Annotated in this window: 10 protein-coding genes; 7 read left to right on the forward strand and 3 right to left on the reverse strand. The window is 66.1% G+C overall.

All coding sequences use genetic code 11. The annotated features are described in order from the left end of the window. Positions 1-29 precede the first annotated feature (29 nt). From VNW74_RS08370 to VNW74_RS08385, 4 genes are read left to right on the forward strand one after another with little or no spacing between them, the layout of a single operon-like run. On the forward strand, positions 30-1,418 hold the full coding sequence (locus VNW74_RS08370) for an FAD-binding oxidoreductase (protein ID WP_325676139.1): 1,389 nt from the start codon (positions 30-32) through the stop codon (positions 1,416-1,418). Then, the gene (locus VNW74_RS08375; protein WP_325676140.1) at positions 1,419-2,183 is read left to right on the forward strand and encodes a decaprenylphospho-beta-D-erythro-pentofuranosid-2-ulose 2-reductase; all 765 of its coding nucleotides are present in this window, start codon (positions 1,419-1,421) and stop codon (positions 2,181-2,183) included. Next, the gene (locus VNW74_RS08380; RefSeq protein WP_325676141.1) at positions 2,184-4,151 is read left to right on the forward strand and encodes a galactan 5-O-arabinofuranosyltransferase; all 1,968 of its coding nucleotides are present in this window, start codon (positions 2,184-2,186) and stop codon (positions 4,149-4,151) included. It abuts the gene before it with no gap. After that, positions 4,151-7,495 (forward strand): arabinosyltransferase domain-containing protein, encoded by a 3,345-nt coding sequence (locus tag VNW74_RS08385; protein WP_414686628.1) that lies wholly within the window; start codon positions 4,151-4,153, stop codon positions 7,493-7,495. The genes VNW74_RS08380 and VNW74_RS08385 overlap by 1 nt, the downstream gene beginning before the upstream one ends. 6 nt (positions 7,496-7,501) lie before the next feature. On the opposite strand, the gene VNW74_RS08390 is transcribed toward VNW74_RS08385, so the two are convergent. Next, a complete protein-coding gene (locus VNW74_RS08390; protein WP_325676143.1) occupies positions 7,502-8,917 on the reverse strand; it encodes an MFS transporter in 1,416 nt (471 codons plus the stop codon). A 296-nt stretch (positions 8,918-9,213) separates the two neighbouring features. Here VNW74_RS08390 and VNW74_RS08395 point away from each other — a divergent pair, with 296 nt between their 5' ends. The 3 genes from VNW74_RS08395 (at position 9,214) to VNW74_RS08405 (ending at position 16,172) form a co-directional block, all read left to right on the forward strand. Next, positions 9,214-12,495 carry an arabinosyltransferase domain-containing protein gene (locus tag VNW74_RS08395; RefSeq protein ID WP_325676144.1) on the forward strand — a complete coding sequence of 1,094 codons (3,282 nt, stop codon included), beginning with the start codon at positions 9,214-9,216 and terminating at the stop codon, positions 12,493-12,495. Then, positions 12,492-15,740, forward strand: coding sequence for an arabinosyltransferase domain-containing protein (locus VNW74_RS08400; RefSeq protein WP_325676145.1), 3,249 nt, complete (start codon positions 12,492-12,494; stop codon positions 15,738-15,740). Before VNW74_RS08395 ends, VNW74_RS08400 begins: the two co-directional genes overlap by 4 nt. Before the next feature lie 201 nt (positions 15,741-15,941). Next, positions 15,942-16,172, forward strand: a complete 231-nt coding sequence (locus VNW74_RS08405) for a CsbD family protein (RefSeq protein WP_325676146.1) — start codon at positions 15,942-15,944, stop codon at positions 16,170-16,172. Positions 16,173-16,220: 48 nt separating this feature from the next. On the opposite strand, the gene glgX is transcribed toward VNW74_RS08405, so the two are convergent. Both glgX and VNW74_RS08415 read right to left on the reverse strand, forming a co-directional pair. After that, positions 16,221-18,392, reverse strand: coding sequence for a glycogen debranching protein GlgX (gene glgX / locus VNW74_RS08410; RefSeq protein ID WP_325676147.1), 2,172 nt, complete (start codon positions 18,390-18,392; stop codon positions 16,221-16,223). Between the two features lie 125 nt (positions 18,393-18,517). Beyond that, a partial coding sequence (locus VNW74_RS08415) for a carboxyl transferase domain-containing protein (protein WP_325676148.1) occupies positions 18,518-18,943 on the reverse strand: 426 nt, incomplete at its 5' end.

Below are 18,943 nucleotides of genomic sequence, written 5' to 3' on the forward strand. Positions count from 1 at the left end.
GTCCTCTGAAGGCGGTACCCTCTTTGACGATGTTTTCTAAGTTTTCTGGCCTTCCCACGACCACGGAGCGGCTGACCGGCTGGAGCCGCACCGCGCCGTCGGTGGCGCAGGTGCTCTCGACACCCGACCCCGAGGTGATCGCCAAGGCGGTTGCCTTGGCAGCCGACTCCGGCGGCCGTGGTGTCATCGCCCGCGGGCTGGGTCGCTCATACGGTGACAACGCGCAAAACGGGGGCGGGCTGGTCATCGACATGACGGCCCTGAACCGTATCCATTCGATCGACGCCGACACTCACGTGGCCGACCTCGACGCGGGGGTCAATCTCGATCAGCTGATGCGGGCCGCGTTGCCGTTCGGACTGTGGGTGCCGGTGCTGCCCGGCACCCGGCAGGTCACCATCGGTGGGGCGATCGCCTCCGACATCCACGGCAAGAACCACCACAGCGCGGGCAGCTTCGGCAACCACGTCCGGTCGATGGAGCTGCTGACGGCTGACGGGCAGATCCGTCACCTCACCCCGGACGGCGAGGAGGCCGAGTTATTCTGGGCCACCGTCGGCGGTAACGGCCTGACCGGGATCGTCGTCCGCGCCACTGTCGAGATGACCCCGACTGAGACGGCGTATTTCATCGCCGACGGCGACGTCACCCACACCCTGGACGAGACCATCGCGTTCCACAGCGACGGCAGCGAAGCGAACTACACCTACTCGTCGGCCTGGTTCGACGCGATCAGCGCGCCGCCGAAGTTGGGCCGCGCCGTGATTTCTCGTGGGTCGCTGGCAACCGTGGATCAATTGCCCAAAAAGCTACAAAAGAAGCCACTCAAATTCGATGCCCCGCAATACTTTACGATGCCAGATATCTTTCCCAACGGCCTGGCAAACAAGCCGATCTTTGGCACGCTGACCGAACTCTGGTACCACAAGTCCGGCACCTACCGCGGCAAGGCGCAGAATCTGACGCAGTTCTACCACCCGCTGGATATGGTCGCCGAGTGGAACCGGGCTTACGGCTCAGCCGGTTTCGGCCAGTACCAGTTCGTGGTGCCCACCGAGGCGGTCGAGGAATTCAAGGGCATCATGTACGACATCCAGCGCTCGGGGCACTACTCGTGGCTCAACGTGTTCAAACTGTTCGGGCCGGGTAACCAAGCGCCGCTGAGCTTTCCGATCCCGGGCTGGAACGTCTGCGTCGACTTCCAGATCAAGCCAGGACTCAACGAATTCCTCAATGAGCTCGACCGCAGAGTGCTCGAGTTCGGCGGCCGCCTCTACACCGGCAAAGACAACCGCACCACCGCGGACACTTTCCACGCCATGTACCCGCGCATCGACGAATGGATCGCGTTGCGCCGCAAGGTTGATCCCACCGGCGTCTTCGTCTCGGACATGGCCCGACGTTTGGAGCTGTTGTAAATGGTGCTCGACGCCGTGGGTAACCCCCAGGCCATCCTGCTGCTCGGCGGCACCTCCGAGATCGGGCTGGCGATCTGCGAGCGCTACCTGCAGAACGCGCACGCACGGATTCTGTTGGCCGCCATGCCCGACGACCCCGGCCGCGACGCCGCCGTCGCGCAGATGAAGGCCGCGGGCGCACGGTCGGTGGAACTGATCGACTTCGAGGCCACCGACACCGACAGCCACCCGAAAATGATCGACGCCGCCTTCGCCGGCGGGGACGTCGACGTCGCCATCGTGGCGTTCGGGTTGCTCGGCGACGCCGAGGAACTGTGGCAGAACCAGCGCAAGGCGGTTCAGATCGCCGAAATCAACTACACCGCAGCCGTTTCCGTGGGCGTGCTAGTCGGTGAGAAGATGCGCGCACAGGGCTTCGGCCAGATCATCGCGATGAGCTCGGCCGCCGGTGAGCGGGTCCGGCGGTCCAACTTCGTCTACGGCTCCACCAAGGCCGGCCTGGACGGCTTCTACCTCGGCCTTGGTGAAGCCTTGAAGGAGTTCGGCGTCCGCGTCTTGGTCATCCGGCCCGGTCAGGTGCGGACCCGGATGAGCGCGCACATCAAGGAAGCGCCGCTGACCGTCGACAAGGAATACGTCGCGAACCTGGCGGTGACCGCGTCGGCCAAGGGCAAGGAACTCGTCTGGGCGCCAGGCGCTTTCCGCTACGTGATGATGGTGCTGCGGCACATCCCGCGGCCCATCTTCCGTAAGTTGCCCATCTAGATGCGGAAGGCGCTGGCCACCGTCGGCCACATGGCATTGGCGACGGCGATTGCCGCAATGGTGTCGGTGATCTCCCTGATCGCCATCGCACGGGTCGAATGGCCCGCCTACCCGTCGTCGAATCAGCTGCACGCGCTGACCACGGTCGGCCAGGTCGGCTGCATCGTCGGACTGCTGGCCGCCGGGTGGCTATGGCGGCGTGGTCTTCGGTTACGCTGGCTCGCTCAGCTGGCCGGCCTCGTGTTCGTCTCCGCGTTCTCGGTGGTGACGCTGGCGATGCCACTGGGCGCCACCAAGCTCTATCTGTTCGGTATCTCCGTCGACCAGCAGTTCCGCACCGAATATCTGACCCGGCTCACCGACAGCGCCGCCCTTCACGACATGACCTACATCGGGTTGCCGCCGTTTTATCCGCCGGGCTGGTTCTGGCTCGGCGGACGCATCGCGGCGTTGACCGGCACTGCGGGCTGGGAGATGTACAAGCCGTGGGCGATCACCTCGATCACGATCGCGGTCGCGGTTTCGCTGGTGTTGTGGTCGCGGATGATTCGTTGTGAGTATGCGCTGATGGTCGCGACGGCGACCGCCGCGGTGACGCTGGCCTACAGCTCGCCGGAGCCGTACTCCGCGATGATCACCGTGCTGCTGCCACCGGTGCTGATCCTGACGTGGTCTGGTCTGCGGGCTCGCGAGCGTGCGACTGGCCGCACACTCGAGGTCGAACGTGCGGCTGGCCGCACACTCGCCCGTGGTGGGTGGGCCGCAGTGGTCGGGGCCGGGATATTCCTGGGCTTCGCGGCGACCTTCTACACCCTGCTGCTGGCCTACAGCGCCTTCACCGTGGTGCTGATGGCCCTGATCCTGATGGCCTCCCGCTGGCGTCAGGGAATCCGGGCTGCGCTGGATCCGCTGGGCCGGCTGGCTGTCATCGCCGTCATCGCGGCGCTCATCGCGGCGATCACGTGGCTGCCGTATTTGTTGCGGGCCACCCGTGATCCGGTCTCCAACACTGGGAGCGCCTATCACTACCTGCCGGCCGACGGCGCCGAGTTGACGTTTCCGATGCTGAAGTTCACCTTGCTCGGCGCGCTGTGCATGCTCGGGACGCTGTGGCTGGTGGTGCGGTTCCGTTCGTCGGTGCGCGCGGCCGGCCTGGCGATCGGCGTGGTCGCCGTGTACCTGTGGTCACTGCTGTCGATGCTCGCCACGCTGGCGCGCATCACGCTGCTGTCGTTTCGGCTGCAGCCGACGCTCACGGTGTTGCTGGCCACCGCCGGCGTCTTCGGCTTCATCGAAGTCACCCTCAGAGCGGCCGCACTGGCGCAGGAAGGGAGCCGAGACCGTACCTGGGGCCGCAGCGTGCTGCCGCTCGCGGCGGCGATAGGGCTGGCCGGGGCGATCGCGTTCAGTCAGGACATCCCCGACGTGCTGCGGCCGGACCTCACCATCGCCTACACCGACACCGACGGCCACGGCCAGCGCGGTGATCGCCGTCCGCCCGGCTCCGAGAAGTTCTACCCGTCGATCGATGCCGCGATCACGAAGGCGACGGGAAAGTCCCGAGACGAGACCGTGGTGCTGACGGCCGACTACAGCTTCTTGTCCTACTACCCCTACTGGGGGTTTCAGGGGCTGACGTCGCACTACGCCAACCCGCTCGCGCAGTTCGACAAGCGGGCTGCTGCGATTAGGAGCTGGTCGAAGCTCAAAGCCCCCGATGAGTTCATCCACGCGCTGGACACGCTGCCCTGGGCGGCGCCGACGGTGTTCTTGATGCGCCACGGCGGCTCGGCGGGAGCGACCAGCAGCTACACCCTGCGGTTGGCCGAAGACGTCTACCCCAACCAGCCCAACGTCCGCCGTTACACCGTGGACCTCGAGGCCGCGTTGTTCGCCGATCCACGGTTCACCGTCACCACCGTCGGCCCGTTCGTGTTGGCCATCCGCAAGCCTGGGCAGCGGCTCTAATGGCGACAGAAACGCCGGATGTCGGGCAATTACCATCTACCTCCGTGGGCCGTGCCGTCGACGATGCAGTGGGCGTACCCCCAGCCGCGCAGCGGCGAGGGGGACGAAGCGATGCGGAGGAGCGGCGCGCAGCGACCGACGCGGGAGCAAACTACCGGGTCGCCCGGGTCGTGGCCGTCGTCGCCGGCCTGCTCGGGGCCCTGCTGGCGATCGCGACGCCGCTGCTGCCGGTCAAACAGACCACCGCCCAACTGAACTGGCCGCAAAACGGTGTGCTCGGAAGCGTTGAAGCGCCACTGATCGGCTACGTGGCCACCGACCTCACCATCAGCATTCCGTGCCAGGCCGCCGCCGGACTGGCCGGGGCCGGCAACACCGGCAAGACGGTGCTGCTGTCCACGGTGCCCAAACAGGCACCCAAGGCCGTGGACCGCGGTTTGCTGATCGAGCGCGCCCCCAACGACGACCTGGTGGTCGTGGTGCGCAATACCCCGGTGGTTGTCGCGCCGCTGAGTCAGGTGCTCAGCGGCGCCTGTCAGAAGTTGGTCTTGACCGCGCACGCCGACAGGGTCACCGGCGAATTCGTCGGGCTGAAACAGGGCCCCAATGCCGAGCATCCCGGCGCTCCGCTGCGTGGCGAGCGCAGCGGATACGACTTTCGCCCGCAGATCGTCGGAGTCTTCACCGATCTGAGTGGGCCGGCTCCGCCGGGCCTGACTTTCTCCGCCACCGTCGACACCCGCTACAGCAGCTCGCCCGCCCCGCTGAAGATGGCCGCGATGCTCCTCGGGGTGGCGTCCACCATCGCCGCGCTCATCGCGCTGCACATCCTGGATACCTCCGACGGCACCCGACACCGCCGCTTCCTACCGCCGCGCTGGTGGTCGATCAGCGGGCTGGACGTGCTGGTCACGATGGTGCTGGTGTGGTGGCACTTCGTCGGGGCCAACACCTCCGACGACGGCTACATCCTGACCATGGCCCGGGTGTCCGAGCATGCCGGATACATGGCCAACTACTACCGATGGTTCGGCACCCCCGAGGCACCGTTCGGCTGGTACTACGACCTGCTGGCGCTGTGGGCTCACGTCACCACCGCCAGCATCTGGATGCGGTTGCCCACCCTGCTGATGGCCCTGGCCTGTTGGTGGGTGATCAGCCGGGAAGTCATCCCGCGGCTCGGCCATGCGGTCAAGACCAGCAGGGCGGCGGCATGGACGGCGGCGGGTCTGTTCCTGGCGTTCTGGCTGCCGCTGAACAACGGTCTGCGGCCGGAGCCGATCATCGCCTTGGGCATCCTGCTGACCTGGTGTTCGGTCGAGCGTGCCGTGGCGACCAGCCGGCTGCTGCCGGTGGCGGTTGCCTGCATCATCGGCGCGCTGACGCTGTTCTCCGGGCCGACCGGTATCGCATCGATCGGCGCGCTGCTGGTGGCGGTCGGCCCGCTGCGGACAATCTTGCACCGCCGTACCAGACGCTTCGGTCTGCTGCCACTGCTCGCGCCCATCCTCGCTGCGGCGACGGTCACCGTGATACTGATCTTCCGGGACCAGACCTTCGCCGGTGAGGTCCAGGCCAACCTGCTGAAGTCCGCGGTTGGACCCAGCCTGAGCTGGTTCGACGAGCACCTGCGCTACGAGCGGCTGTTCATGGCCAGCCCCGACGGGTCGGTCGCCCGTCGCTTCGCCCTGCTGGCGCTGCTGCTCGCACTCGCGGTGTCGGTGGCAATGTCGTTGCGTAAGGGGCGAATTCCGGGCACCGCCGCGGGACCCAGCCGTCGCATCGTCGGCATCACGATCATCTCGTTCATCGCGATGATGTTCACGCCCACCAAGTGGACGCACCACTTCGGGGTGTTCGCCGGGCTGGCCGGTCCGCTGGGGGCGTTGGCCGCGGTGGCGGTGACCGCCGCCGCGATGCGCTCGCGACGCAACCGCACGATGTTCGCCGCCGTCGTGTTGTTCGTGGTGGCGCTGTCGTTCGCCAGCGTCAACGGCTGGTGGTACGTCTCCAACTTCGGTGTTCCATGGTCAAATGCGTTCCCGGAGTGGCACTTTGGGTTCACCACCGGGCTGCTCGGATTGACGGTACTGGTACTGCTGCTGGCCGCCTGGTTCCACTTCGTCAACAACGGCGACGATGCCGGGCCGCCCAGCGAATCGCGGCTCGCCCGAATCACCCAGTCCCCGTTGGGGATTGCCGCGTGGGCGTTGGTCTTCTTCGAGGTCTTATCGCTCACGCTCGGGATGACCGACCAATACCCGGCGTGGTCGGTCGGCCGCTCCAATCTTCAAGCGTTGACCGGCAAGACCTGTGGACTTGCCAGTGACGTCCTCGTCGAGCAGGAGCCCAACGCCGGGATGCTGGCTCCGATCGGGGTGCCTGTGAAGGACGCGCTGGACTCCGGTTTTGCCGACGGCTTCGATCCGAACGGGATCCCCGCCGACGTATCGGCCGACCCGGTGATGGAGCGCCCGGGCGACCGCAGCTTCGTCAGCGACGACGGAATGGTCACCAGCAGCGAGGCCGGCACCGAGGGCGGAACCACGCCCGCGCCCGGCATCAATGGGTCGCGCGCGCGGTTGCCCTACAACCTCGACCCGGCGCGTACGCCGGTGTTCGGTAGTTGGCGATCCGGGGTGCAGGTACCGGCCCTGCTACGGTCGGCCTGGTACCGGCTGCCACCGCGTGACCAGGCCGGTCCACTGCTAGTGGTGTCGGCGGCGGGCCGGTTCGACTACGGCGAAGTGGCAATCCAATGGGCCACCGACGAACAAGCCGCCGCCAATAAGCCCGGCGGTTCAATGGGATTCGCCGACGTCGGAGCCGCGCCCGCGTGGCGCAACCTGCGGGCCCCGCTATCTGCGGTGCCGTCGACCGCCACCCAGGTGCGATTGGTCGCCACCGATGACGACCTGGCACCGCAGCATTGGATCGCGGTCACTCCGCCGCGGATCCCGAGACTGCGCACACTGCAGGACGTCGTCGGGTCGACCGACCCGGTGCTGCTGGACTGGCTGGTCGGACTGGCCTTCCCCTGCCAGCGGCCATTCGGGCATCAAAACGGTGTGATTGAGGTGCCCAAGTGGCGGATTCTGCCCGATCGGTTCGGCGCCGAGGCCAACTCACCGGTGATGGATAACAACGGAGGCGGCCCACTGGGCGTCACCGAATTACTGGTCCGTGCGAACACCATCTCGACCTATCTGAAAGACGACTGGTCCCGCGACTGGGGTGCGCTGCAGCAGTTGACGCCGTACTACGCAAACGCCCAGCCGGCCCGCCTCGACCTCGGTTTGGCAACACGCAGCGGCCTGTGGAGTCCCGCGCCATTACGGCAGTAACCGCACCTAAAACGCGACCTGCCGTCGCCCGGCGCGAAAGGCGGTGACCGTTGCAGTGAGTGCCAGCAGGGCGAAGACGCTAAACGCCGAGCGAGCAGCCCCCACACCTCCGCCGTCGGAGACGTTCACCACGACACCGGCCAGCCCTGCTCCGAACGCGCCGAAAATCAACTGCACCGAGTTGATCGCGGTAGCGGCCGCGCCGCCCTCAGCGGGGTCGTCGATGTCGGTCATCGCCCACGCCGACAAATGCGGATAGGCGGCGCCGATGCCGATCCCGACGGCCAGCAACGCCGTCCCGCACAAGATGACGATGCCGACCGGTGCGCCTTGGACATGGCTTACACCGGCCATCGCCAGGCCGATCGCCATTACCAGTGGTGCCGCTATCACCACGCCCACGATCGTCCGCGCTCTGTTCAGTGAGCCACTGCCCAGTCCGCTGATCGTCCAACCGATCGATAAGGCCCCGCCCAACAACCCAGCCATCATCGGCCCCAAATGGGCCAACCGCTGACCGAACAATGGGACATACAGGTCCACCTTGGTAGCGGCGACCAGCAGCCCCAGGGTCAAATAGACCCACTTCAACGGGCCGAATCCGAAGACGCTGGCGGGTAGCACCGCCGTAGGCATCCGCCGGTCAACGACCAGAAACATTCCCACCAGCACGGCGCCAACGACCAACAGACCGGCCGTCGCAACGAAGTTACGCGGCAAAGACGCCACGCTGACCACCAGGGCCGCAGCTCCCAACAGAACTATCGACGGCACCGGAATCCGTGCCGGTTCGCGGTCGCTGTCCTGCTCGCACTCGTCCACCGACAGCACACCAGGTGCCAGCACGGACATCGCCACGCTGAGCATGGCCAGCCCGCCGAAGGCCCACCGCCACGCGCCGAACTGTGCGAAGAAGCCTCCCAGTGCAGGCCCGAGCAGCGCTCCGACGCCCCACGTCGCCGACGCCATCGCCGAGGCGCGGCTCCACAAGGAGCGCGGCAACACGGCGTTGATCACCGCAAAGCTGAGGCCGCACAGCAGACCGCCTGCCAGCCCCTGCAAGAAGCGGCCGGCCAGCAAGACCTCCATGTTCGGCGCAGCCGCGCAGACCAGGCTGCCCACACCCAACACCGCGAAACCCAGAAGATAGGACACGCATGAGCCGACACGATGTAGCAGCGAATTTACCGTCGCCGCGGCGACCACCGACCCGACGAGGTACAAGGTGGTCACCCAGGAATAGAGCCGCTCGCCGCCGATCTCATTGATCGTGCTGGGCAGCATGCTGATCGTCAGGAACTCGTTGGTGGAATAAAGCACCACGCCCCCGGCGACCACAGCTGACGTCCGCAAATACCGGGTGCTCCACAACTCACGCCAGTGGCCGGTGGTGATTTGTTTCGTATCCGTTAAATGCGCCACCGCTGGCCCACTAAACCATGTTTGAGCGGAGGAGTCGAACCCCCTGAAAGGTGCGTCAGGCCTCCGAGCCCGACCTATCCGGCGCGTTTGGCGGGCGGACCTGCACCGTCACCGGATTGCGCCGGGCCGTTGAGATTTGTCTCATCGGCGAAGTTAAAAATCGCGTATCCGGCTGTTCTCCAAGCCGCCACGCGGGCTGCATCGTCGCCGACGGAGCCGATTGTCCAGCTCCTCCTCAGCCCGCCACGCGGGCTGCATCGTCGCCGGACGAACGCGGTCGCTTACCATCGTCCCTCGTGCCCCCTGACGAAAACGAGCGATCGACGCGTCAGCTCGCGCGCTGGATCGCCGTCGTTGCGGGAATCGCCGGAGCGCTGCTGTGCGCGCTGGTTCCACTGCTTCCGGTGAAGCAGACCACAGCCACAATCCTGTGGCCGCAGGGCCTCAACGGCGACGGGCACGTGACCGATATCACCGCGCCACTGGTGTCCGGGGCGCCTCGGTCCCTGGACGTGTCCATTCCCTGCGCGGCGATCGCCACCCTGCCCGCCGACGGTGGGCTGGTGCTCTCGACGCTGCCGGTCAACGGGTTCCAGACCGGCAAAAGCGGGTTGTTCGTCCGGGCCAATAAGGACGCGGTCGTCGTTGCGTTCCGCGACTCGGTGGCCGCGGTGGCGGCCCGCGCCGCGGTCAACGGTGGTGCCTGCAGCGTGCTGCACATCTGGGCGGACGCCGGCGCGGCGGGCGCGGACTTCGTCGGCATACCTGGTGCCGCGGGAACGCTCGCGCCGGAGAAGAAGCCTGCGGTTGGCGGCATTTTCACCGACTTGAAGGTGTCTGCGCAGCCGGGATTATCGGCGCGTATCGACGTCGACACGCGCTTCATCGTCACCGCCACCACGCTGAAGAAAGCCGTAATGGCCCTGGGTGGGCTCGCGGTGGTGACTGCGATCGTCGCGCTCGCCGTGCTGGACCGGCAATCCGGCCGGCGGATCCCCCGCAACTGGCGACGCTGGCGACGGCCTGGGCTCGCCACCTGGCTCGCCGATGCGGGTGTGGTCGCGACGCTGCTGCTCTGGCATCTCATCGGCGCCACCTCATCGGATGACGGCTACAACCTGACCATCGCCCGGGTGGCGCCGAAGGCCGGGTACGTGGCCAATTACTACAGGTATTTCGGGACGACGGAAGCACCGTTCGACTGGTACCTCGGGGTGCTGTCCAAATTGGCGTCGGTGAGCACCGCCGGTATATGGATGCGGATACCGGCCACGTTGGCCGGGATCAGCTGCTGGTTCGTCATCAGCCGCTACATATTGCGTCGGCTGGGCCCAGGCGTGGGCGGACTGGCCGCCAACCGGGTCGCGGTGTGGACCGCCGGCGCGGTGTTCTTGGCCGCCTGGCTGCCCTTCAACAACAGCCTGCGGCCCGAACCCATGATCGCTTTGGGTGTGGTGGTCACCTGGGTCCTGATGGAGACTGCGATCGCCACCCGGCGATTAGTGCCGGCGGCACTGGCGATCGTGGTGGCGATGTTGACGGTGACCTTGGCGCCCCAGGGGTTGATCGCTATCGCCGCGCTGCTCACCGGCGCGCGGGCGATCGCCCAAGCGATCGTGCGGCGCCGGGAAGCCGATGGTCTGCTGGCGCCTCTGGCGGTCCTGGCGGCGTCGCTGTCGCTGATCACCGTGGTGGTGTTCCGCAGCCAGACGCTGGCCACGGTCGCCGAGTCTGCCCGCATCAAGTACAAAGTCGGTCCGACGATCGCGTGGTACCAAGACTTCCTCCGGTACTACTTCCTCACGGTGGAGTCCAACGCCGACGGGTCGATGACGCGGCGATTCGCCGTGCTGGTGCTGCTGCTGTGCCTCTTCGGACTGTTGGTGGTGCTGCTCCGGCGCGGTCGCGTGCCGGGGCTGGCCAGCGGCCCCGCGTGGCGGCTGATCGGAACCACCGCGATTGGCCTGCTGCTGCTGACGTTCACGCCCACGAAGTGGGCCATCCAGTTTGGTGCGTTCGCCGGGCTGGCCGGCGGCCTGGGCGCGGTCACCGGGTTCATCTTCGCCCGGATCGGCCTGCACAGTCGCCGCAACCTGACGCTGTATATCACCGCGTTGTTGTTCGTGCTGGCGGTGGCCACCTCGGGGGTCAACGGCTGGTTCTACGTGAACAACTACGGGGTGCCGTGGTATGACATCCCGCCCGTCATCGCCAGCCGTCCGGTGACGTCAATGTTCCTGACGTTGTCGATCCTCACCGGGCTGCTGGCCGCCTGGTACCACTTCCGGATGGACTACGCCGGCCACACCGAGGTCAAGGACAACCGGCGCAACCGCGTGCTGGCGTCCACACCGCTGCTGGTGGTCGCGGTGATCATGATCCTGGGCGAAGTCGGTTCGCTGGCCAAGGGTGCGGTTTTCCGTTACCCCCTCTACACCACCGCCAAAGCCAACCTGGCCGCGCTTAGCTCAGGTCTTTCCCCGACCAGTTGCGCCATGGCCGATGACGTGCTGACCGAGCCCGATCCCAACGCCGGCATGCTGCAACCGGCTCCGGGACAAACCTTCGGGCCCGACGGCCCGCTCGGGGGAATCAAACCCGTCGGCTTCAAATCCGAAGGGGTGGGCGACGACCTGAGGTCCAACCCGGTGGTGACCAAACCGGGGGTGGTGAATTCCACCGGGTCACCCAACAAGCCCAACGCCACCATGAGTGACTCCGCGGGAACGGCCGGCGGGAAAGGCCCGGGCGGGGTGAACGGGTCGCACGCGGCCCTACCGTTCGGACTCGATCCGGCCCGCACCCCGGTGATGGGCAGTTACGGCGAAAATTCGCTGGCCGCCACGGCGACCTCGGCGTGGTACCAGCTGCCGCCACGCACCGGCGACCGGCCACTGGTGGTGGTTTCCGCCGCGGGCGCGATCTGGTCGTATAACGAGGACGGCACTTTCACCTACGGGCAGTCGCTGAAATTGCAGTGGGGTGTCGCTCGCCCCGACGGCACCACCCAGCCGCTCGCGGAGGTGCAGCCGATCGACATCGGGCCGTGGCCGGCGTGGCGCAATCTGCGCTTCCCGCTAGCCTGGGCGCCCCCGGAGGCTAACGTGGCACGCATCGTCGCTTATGACCCGAATCTGAGCTCCGAGCAGTGGTTCGCGTTCACGCCGCCGCGCGTTCCGGTGCTGCAGACTCTGCAGCAATTGATCGGATCGCGCACACCGGTGCTGATGGACATCGCGACCGCCGCCAACCTTCCCTGTCAGCGGCCGTTCTCCGAACACCTTGGCGTTGCCGAACTTCCGCAGTACCGCATCCTGCCCGATCACAAACAGACGGCGGCGTCGTCGAACGGGTGGGAGGCCGGTGAGGACGGCGGTCCGTTCCTGTTCACTCAGGCGATGCTGGTCACCTCGACGATCTCGACGTACCTGCGCGGCGACTGGTACCGCGACTGGGGATCGGTCGAACAGTATTACGCGTTGGTGCCCGCCGATCAGGCACCGGATGCCGTCGTCGAACAGGGCGTGACCACAGTGCGCGGCTGGAGCCGGCAAGGACCGATCAGGGCCCTGCCATGAGCGTCATCAACCACGAACGGCAAGCGGCCACCTCGGAGCCCGACACCCATCGCGATGTGCGGGTGACGCGCTGGGTCGCGACGATCGCCGGGCTGATCGGCTTCGTCCTATCGGTCGCGACACCGCTGCTGCCCGTCGTGCAGACGACTGCGATGCTCAACTGGCCACAGAGCGGACAGCTGAATAGCATTACGGCACCGCTTATTTCGCTGTCTCCGGTGGACTTGACGGCTACCGTGCCGTGCTCTTCGGTGAGTGGCCTGCCGCGCGACGGTGGGGTCGTGCTGAGTACCGCACCCAAGAAGGGCAAGGATGCCGCGCTCAACGCGTTGTTCGTCGTTGCCAACCGCCAGCGCGTCGACGTCACCGACCGCAACGTGGTCATCGCCAGCGTGCCGCGGGATCAGGCGATGTCCGCGCAGTGCCAGCACATCGACATCACCTCCACGCGCGCCGGCACCTTCGCCACCTTTGTCGGGTTGACAGATTCGGCGGGAAAGCCGGTGAGCGGTGGCTTCCCCGACCCCAACCTGCGCCCCCAAATCGTCGGTGTGTTCACCGATCTGACCGGTCCCGCGCCGCCCGGACTGCGGCTGTCGGCGACCATCGACACCCGGTTCTCCACCACCCCGACGACACTGAAACTCGTTGCGATGGTGCTGGCGATCGTGGCCACCATCGTCGCACTGGTCGCGCTGTGGCGCCTCGACCAGCTCGATGGCCGCCGTATGCACCGGTTGATCCCGAAGCGCTGGCGGAAGTTCACCCTGATCGACGCCACAGTGATATTCGGTTTCCTGCTGTGGCACCTGATCGGCGCGAATTCCTCCGACGACGGCTACATCCTCGGCATGGCCCGGGTCGCCGGCCACGCCGGCTACATGTCCAACTACTTCCGCTGGTTCGGCAGCCCCGAGGACCCGTTCGGCTGGTACTACAACCTGCTGGCGCTGATGACCCACGTCAGCGACGGCAGCCTGTGGATGCGACTGCCTGACCTGGTCGCCGGGCTGGTCTGCTGGCTGCTGCTGTCGCGTGAGGTGTTGCCCCGGCTAGGGCCGTCGGTGACATCCAGCAAGGCCGCGAACTGGGCGGCGGGCATGGTGCTGCTGACCGCGTGGATGCCGTTCAACAACGGTCTGCGCCCGGAGCCGATCATCGCGCTCGGTTCACTGATCACCTGGGTGCTGATCGAGCGGTCGATGTGCGCCTCCCGGGTGACGCCGGCGGCGCTGGCAGTGGTGACCGCCGCGTTCACCCTCGGTGTGCAGCCCACCGGCCTGATCGCGGTGGCCGCGCTGGTCGCGGGTGGCCGTCCGATCGTGCGAATTTTGGTGCACCGCCATCGTGTGGTCGGCACATGGCCGCTGGTGGCCCCGATGCTGGCAGCCGGCTTCGTCATCCTCACCGTGGTGTTCGCTGACCAGACCCTGTCAACGGTGTTGGAAGCCACCAGGATTCGCACCGCGATCGGGCCGAGCCAGGCCTGGTACACCGAGAACCTGCGCTACTACTACCTCATCCTGCCCACCGTCGACGGTTCACTGTCGCGTCGCTTCGGCTTCCTTATCACCCTGCTATGCCTGTTCACCGCCGTGTTCATCATGTTGCGGCGCAAGCGAATTCCCGGTGTGGCCCGCGGCCCGGCGTGGCGGCTGATGGGCGTCATATTCGGCACCATGTTCTTCCTGATGTTCACGCCGACGAAGTGGGTGCACCACTTCGGGCTGTTCGCGGCGGTGGGCGCGGCGATCGCCGCGCTGACCACGGTGCTCGTGTCGCATCAGGTGCTGCGTTGGTCACGCAACCGCATGGCTTTCGTGGCGGCGGTGTTGTTCGTGTTGGCACTCTGTTTCGCCACCACCAACGGCTGGTGGTACGTCTCCAGTTATGGCGTGCCGTTCAACAACGCCATGCCGAAGCTCGCCGGAATCACCATCAGCACAATCTTTTTCATCCTGTTCGTGATCGCGGCACTCTGGGCGATCTGGTTGCACTTCGCGTCGCCGGATCACGGCGAGGGCCGGCTGGCGCGGGCGGTGACGGCAGCGCCGGTGCCGATCGCGGCCGGATTCATGGCGGTGGTGTTCATCGCATCGATGGTCGCCGGAATCGTCCGCCAGTACCCTACCTATTCCAATGGCTGGGCCAACCTGCGCGAATTCGCCGGGGGCTGCGCACTGGCCGACGACGTGCTCGTCGAGCCGGACAGCAACGCCGGCTTCATGGCGCCGCTGCCCGGCAATTACGGCCCGTTGGGTCCGCTGGGCGGCGCCGACCCAGTAGGGTTCACGCCCAACGGCGTGCCGGACCATACCGTGGCCGAGGCTGTTCAGGAAACGTCGGTGCCGCAGCCCGGCACCGACTACGACTGGTACGCGTACGACTGGCGCGCGCCGACCAAGCTGAAGGCGCCAGGCATCAACGGATCCCTGGTGCCGTTGCCCTACGGCCTCAACCCCGACCAGGTTCCGCTGGCCGGCAGCTACACCACCGGCGCCCAACAGCAGAGCAGACTCACCTCGGCGTGGTACCAGCTGCCCAAACCCGACGACGGGCATCCCCTCCTGGTGGTGACCGCCGCGGGCAAGATCGCCGGCAACAGCGTGCTGCACGGGCACACCGGCGGGCAGACCGTGGTGCTGGAATATGGCAGGCCCGGCCCGGGCGGTGACATAGTGCCGGCCGGGCGGATGGTGCCCTACGACCTGAACGGGGAACAGCCGAAGGCGTGGCGCAATCTGCGCTTCGCCCGAGACAAGATGCCCGCGAACGCGACTGCGGTCCGGGTGGTGGCCGAAGATCTCTCCCTGACACCGGACGACTGGATCGCGGTGACCCCACCGCGGGTGCCGGAACTGCGTTCCCTGCAGGAGTACGTCGGGTCGTCGCAGCCGGTGCTGATGGACTGGGCGGTCGGGCTGGCGTTCCCGTGCCAGCACCCGATGCTGCACGCCAACGGCGTCACCGAGATCCCGAAGTTCCGCATCACACCGGACTACAACGCCAAGAAGCAGGACACCGACACCTGGGAGGACGGGGTCAACGGCGGCCTGCTGGGCATCACCGACCTGTTGTTGCGGGCCCACGTCATGTCCACCTATCTGTCCCGCGACTGGGGCCGGGACTGGGGATCGCTGCGCGAGTTCGACACCGTCGCCGACGCCCATCCCGCGCAACTCGACCTAAGCACCGCGACCCGCAGCGGATGGTGGTCGCCGGGCCAGACCCGGATCAAGCCCTAGCTCGGCGACGATGCGGGACGCGCAGCGTCCCGATGAGGAGCCGGGCAATCAAACCCCAGCTCGGCGACGATGCGGGACGCGCAGCGTCATCCATCGTGACCATCGTCACACCCGGAGCGCGACTTGTTCAACGCACGTGACGTTCGAAGTCTCGGGCTCCCGGGTATGACTGCTTGATCCATCCCCAACGAAAGGAAGCTTGTGGGCAGCAGCGGACCAGAAGAGGCCATCAAAGGCGTCATCGAGGACGTCAAGGGTAAAGCCAAGGAAATCATCGGGATCGTCACCAACCGCGACGGTCTGCGCCAAGAGGGCCGGGCGCAGCAAGAAAAGGCTGAGGCCGCGCGCAATGTGGCCAAAAAAGAGGCCGAGGCAGCGGCCGCAAGAGCCGCCGAGCAGGCTGCCGAGGCGCGTCAGAAGTCGGCAGAATAGGCGCGAAACAGGCTGGGCGGTGAGGTTTTCCTCGCCGCCCAGTTCTTTTTACGGCTCGGCTGGGTTTTTCAAGGGGACGGCGCGCAGCACCAGGACAGAACGCCCGTCCAGGGTGACTGGCTCAGCGGCGTCGATTGGTTTGGCGCCGACGATGCGGACCGGGTCCGAAGTGTCGACGACCGGCTCCCAGCTGGCGCCGAATTCGGATGGCGGCATGGTGAATTCGATCGGCTCGTAGTGCGCGTTGAAGAACAACATGAACGAGTCGTCGGTGACCCGCTGCCCGCGATTGTCGAGGTCCGGGATGCCTTGGCCGTTGAGGTACACCGCGATCGACTTGCCGAAGCCGCTGTCCCAGTCCGCGTCGTCCATCAGTGACCCGTCGGGCTGAAACCAGCCGATGTCCGGCAACGGTTGGGAGGACCGCTGGCGGACCGGGCGGCCGCTGAAGAACCGCCGCCTGCGGAACACCGGGTGATTGCGGCGCAACGCCGACACCACCCGAGTGAAATCGAGCAGAGTTCCGTCAGCCTGATCCCAGTCGATCCAGGTGATTTCGTTGTCCTGACAAAAGCCGTTGTTGTTGCCGCCCTGGCTTCGGCCAAGCTCGTCGCCGTGGCAGATCATCGGTACACCCTGTGACAGCAACAGCGTGGCGATGAAGTTGCGTTGCTGGCGGGCGCGCAGTTCGTCGACCTCGGGGTCGTCGGTTGGGCCCTCCACGCCGCAGTTCCAGGACCGGTTGTGGCTTTCCCCGTCGTTGTTGTCCTCGCCGTTCGCCTCGTTGTGTTTCTCGTTGTAAGACACCAGGTCTCGCAATGTGAACCCGTCGTGGGCGGTGACGAAATTGATAGAGGCGACCGGCCGACGACCGGTGACCTCGTACAGGTCGGCCGATCCGGTTAGCCGGTAGGCGAATTCGTCGAGGGTGGCGGGTTCACCACGCCAGAAGTCGCGAACGGTGTCGCGGTATTTGCCGTTCCACTCGGTCCATTGCGGTGGGAAGTTGCCCACCTGGTAGCCGCCCGGCCCGACGTCCCACGGTTCGGCGATCAGCTTCACCTGGCTGACTATCGGATCTTGTTGCACGAGTTCGAAAAACGCTGCCAGCCGGTCCACGTCGTAGAACTCTCGGGCCAGAGTGGAGGCGAGGTCGAACCGAAAGCCGTCGACGTGCATCTCGGTCACCCAGTAGCGCAATGAGTCCATGATCAGCTGCAGCGCGTGCGGATGTCCGACGTTGAGGCTGTTGCCGGTGCCGGTGTAGTCCATGTAGTAACGCTTATCGTCGTCGACCAGCCGGTAGTAGGCGGCGTTGTCGATTCCGCGCATCGACAACGTTGGGCCCAGGTGGTTGCCCTCGGCGGTGTGGTTGTAGACCACGTCGAGAATGACTTCGATATCGGCTTCGTGTAATTCGCGCACCATCGCCTTGAATTCCTGCACCTGGCCGCCCGGAGTGGTGGCGCTGGAGTACTTCGCGTCGGGCGCGAGGAATCCGATGGTGTTGTAGCCCCAGTAGTTGGACAGGCCCTTGTCGATCAGGGTGGAGTCGTTGGCGAAGTGATGCACCGGCATCAGTTCGATCGCGTTGACGCCGATGCTTTTGAGGTGCTCGATGATCACCGGGTACGCGACGGCGGCGTAGGTGCCGCGCAGGTGTTCGGGGATGTCCGGGTGGCTCTGGGTCAGGCCTTTGACGTGCGCCTCGTAGATGACGGTGTCCGCGTACTGATGGTCCGGTGGGCGGTCGTTTGCCCAGTCGAAGAAGGGATTGATGACCACCGACTTGGGCATGCTGGCAGCCGAATCTTCGTCGTTGCGGCTGTCGGGTTCGCCGAAGTTGTAGCTGAACAGCGACTGGTTCCAGTCGAAGTTGCCGTCGATGGCCTTCGAATATGGATCGAGCAGCAGCTTGTTCGAGTTGCAGCGCAGCCCGGCGGCGGGATCGTAAGGGCCGTGGACTCGGTAGCCGTAGCGTTGACCGGGCTCGATGCCCGGGATGAACGCGTGCCAGACGAACGAGTCGATCTCGGGCAATGTGATCTGGGTTTCAGTTCCGTCGGCGTCGAAGAGGCACAACTCGACCCGCTCGGCCACCTCGCTGAAGACCGCGAAGTTGGTGCCGGCACCGTCATAGGTCGCGCCCAGCGGGTAGGCCTTGCCTGGCCAGATCTCCACTGCGGGCCTGGAGTCGCGAGCGGTGTCGGCGGCTGTCATGGCAGGTCAATACCCGATCGCCGTGGCGGGAAACACCCAGGCGGCGTTTGGATGTTCATTATGCGGCCGAGCCAATTTTCACAGGACCCGGCCGAGTTCTACACATCTGAAAATGTGACACCGGTCTAGATCGGGAGCAGTCCGTGCTTGCGGAGGACTCGCGAGTGTAACTGCTTGTCCCGCAACAAGTGCAGCGACCGACGCAGCAGCAGCCGGGTCTCGTGCGGCTGGATGACCGCGTCGATGAAGCCGCGCTCCGCGGCGATCCACGGAGTGGCCATGTTGAGGTTGTAGCCCTCGATGAAGTCCCGCTTGATGGCCTGCGCCTCGGGCGTGGTCGGGTCTGGGAATCGCTTCATCAGCAACTGTGCGGCGCCGTCGGCGCCGATCACCGCGATGCGCGCGGTGGGCCAGGCGAAGTTGAGGTCAGCGGTCAGCTGCTTGGATCCCATGACCGCGTAGGCGCCACCGTAGGACTTGCGGATCGTGATCGTCACCTTCGGCACGTCGGCCTCGACGACCGCGTACAGGAATCGCCCGCCGCGCTTGAT

Origin of the sequence: Mycobacterium sp. (assembly GCF_035570115.1) — a bacterium.
In the GTDB taxonomy this organism is placed as follows: Bacteria; Actinomycetota; Actinomycetes; order Mycobacteriales; family Mycobacteriaceae; genus Mycobacterium.

Coding starts and splice junctions, on each gene's coding strand:
- VNW74_RS08370 (WP_325676139.1), top strand. CDS start 30: ATGTTTTCTAAGTTTTCTGGCCTTCCCACGACCACGGAGCGGCTGACC.
- VNW74_RS08375 (WP_325676140.1), top strand. CDS start 1,419: ATGGTGCTCGACGCCGTGGGTAACCCCCAGGCCATCCTGCTGCTCGGC.
- VNW74_RS08380 (WP_325676141.1), top strand. CDS start 2,184: ATGCGGAAGGCGCTGGCCACCGTCGGCCACATGGCATTGGCGACGGCG.
- VNW74_RS08385 (WP_414686628.1), top strand. CDS start 4,151: ATGGCGACAGAAACGCCGGATGTCGGGCAATTACCATCTACCTCCGTG.
- VNW74_RS08400 (WP_325676145.1), top strand. CDS start 12,492: ATGAGCGTCATCAACCACGAACGGCAAGCGGCCACCTCGGAGCCCGAC.
- glgX (WP_325676147.1), bottom strand. CDS start 18,392: ATGACAGCCGCCGACACCGCTCGCGACTCCAGGCCCGCAGTGGAGATC.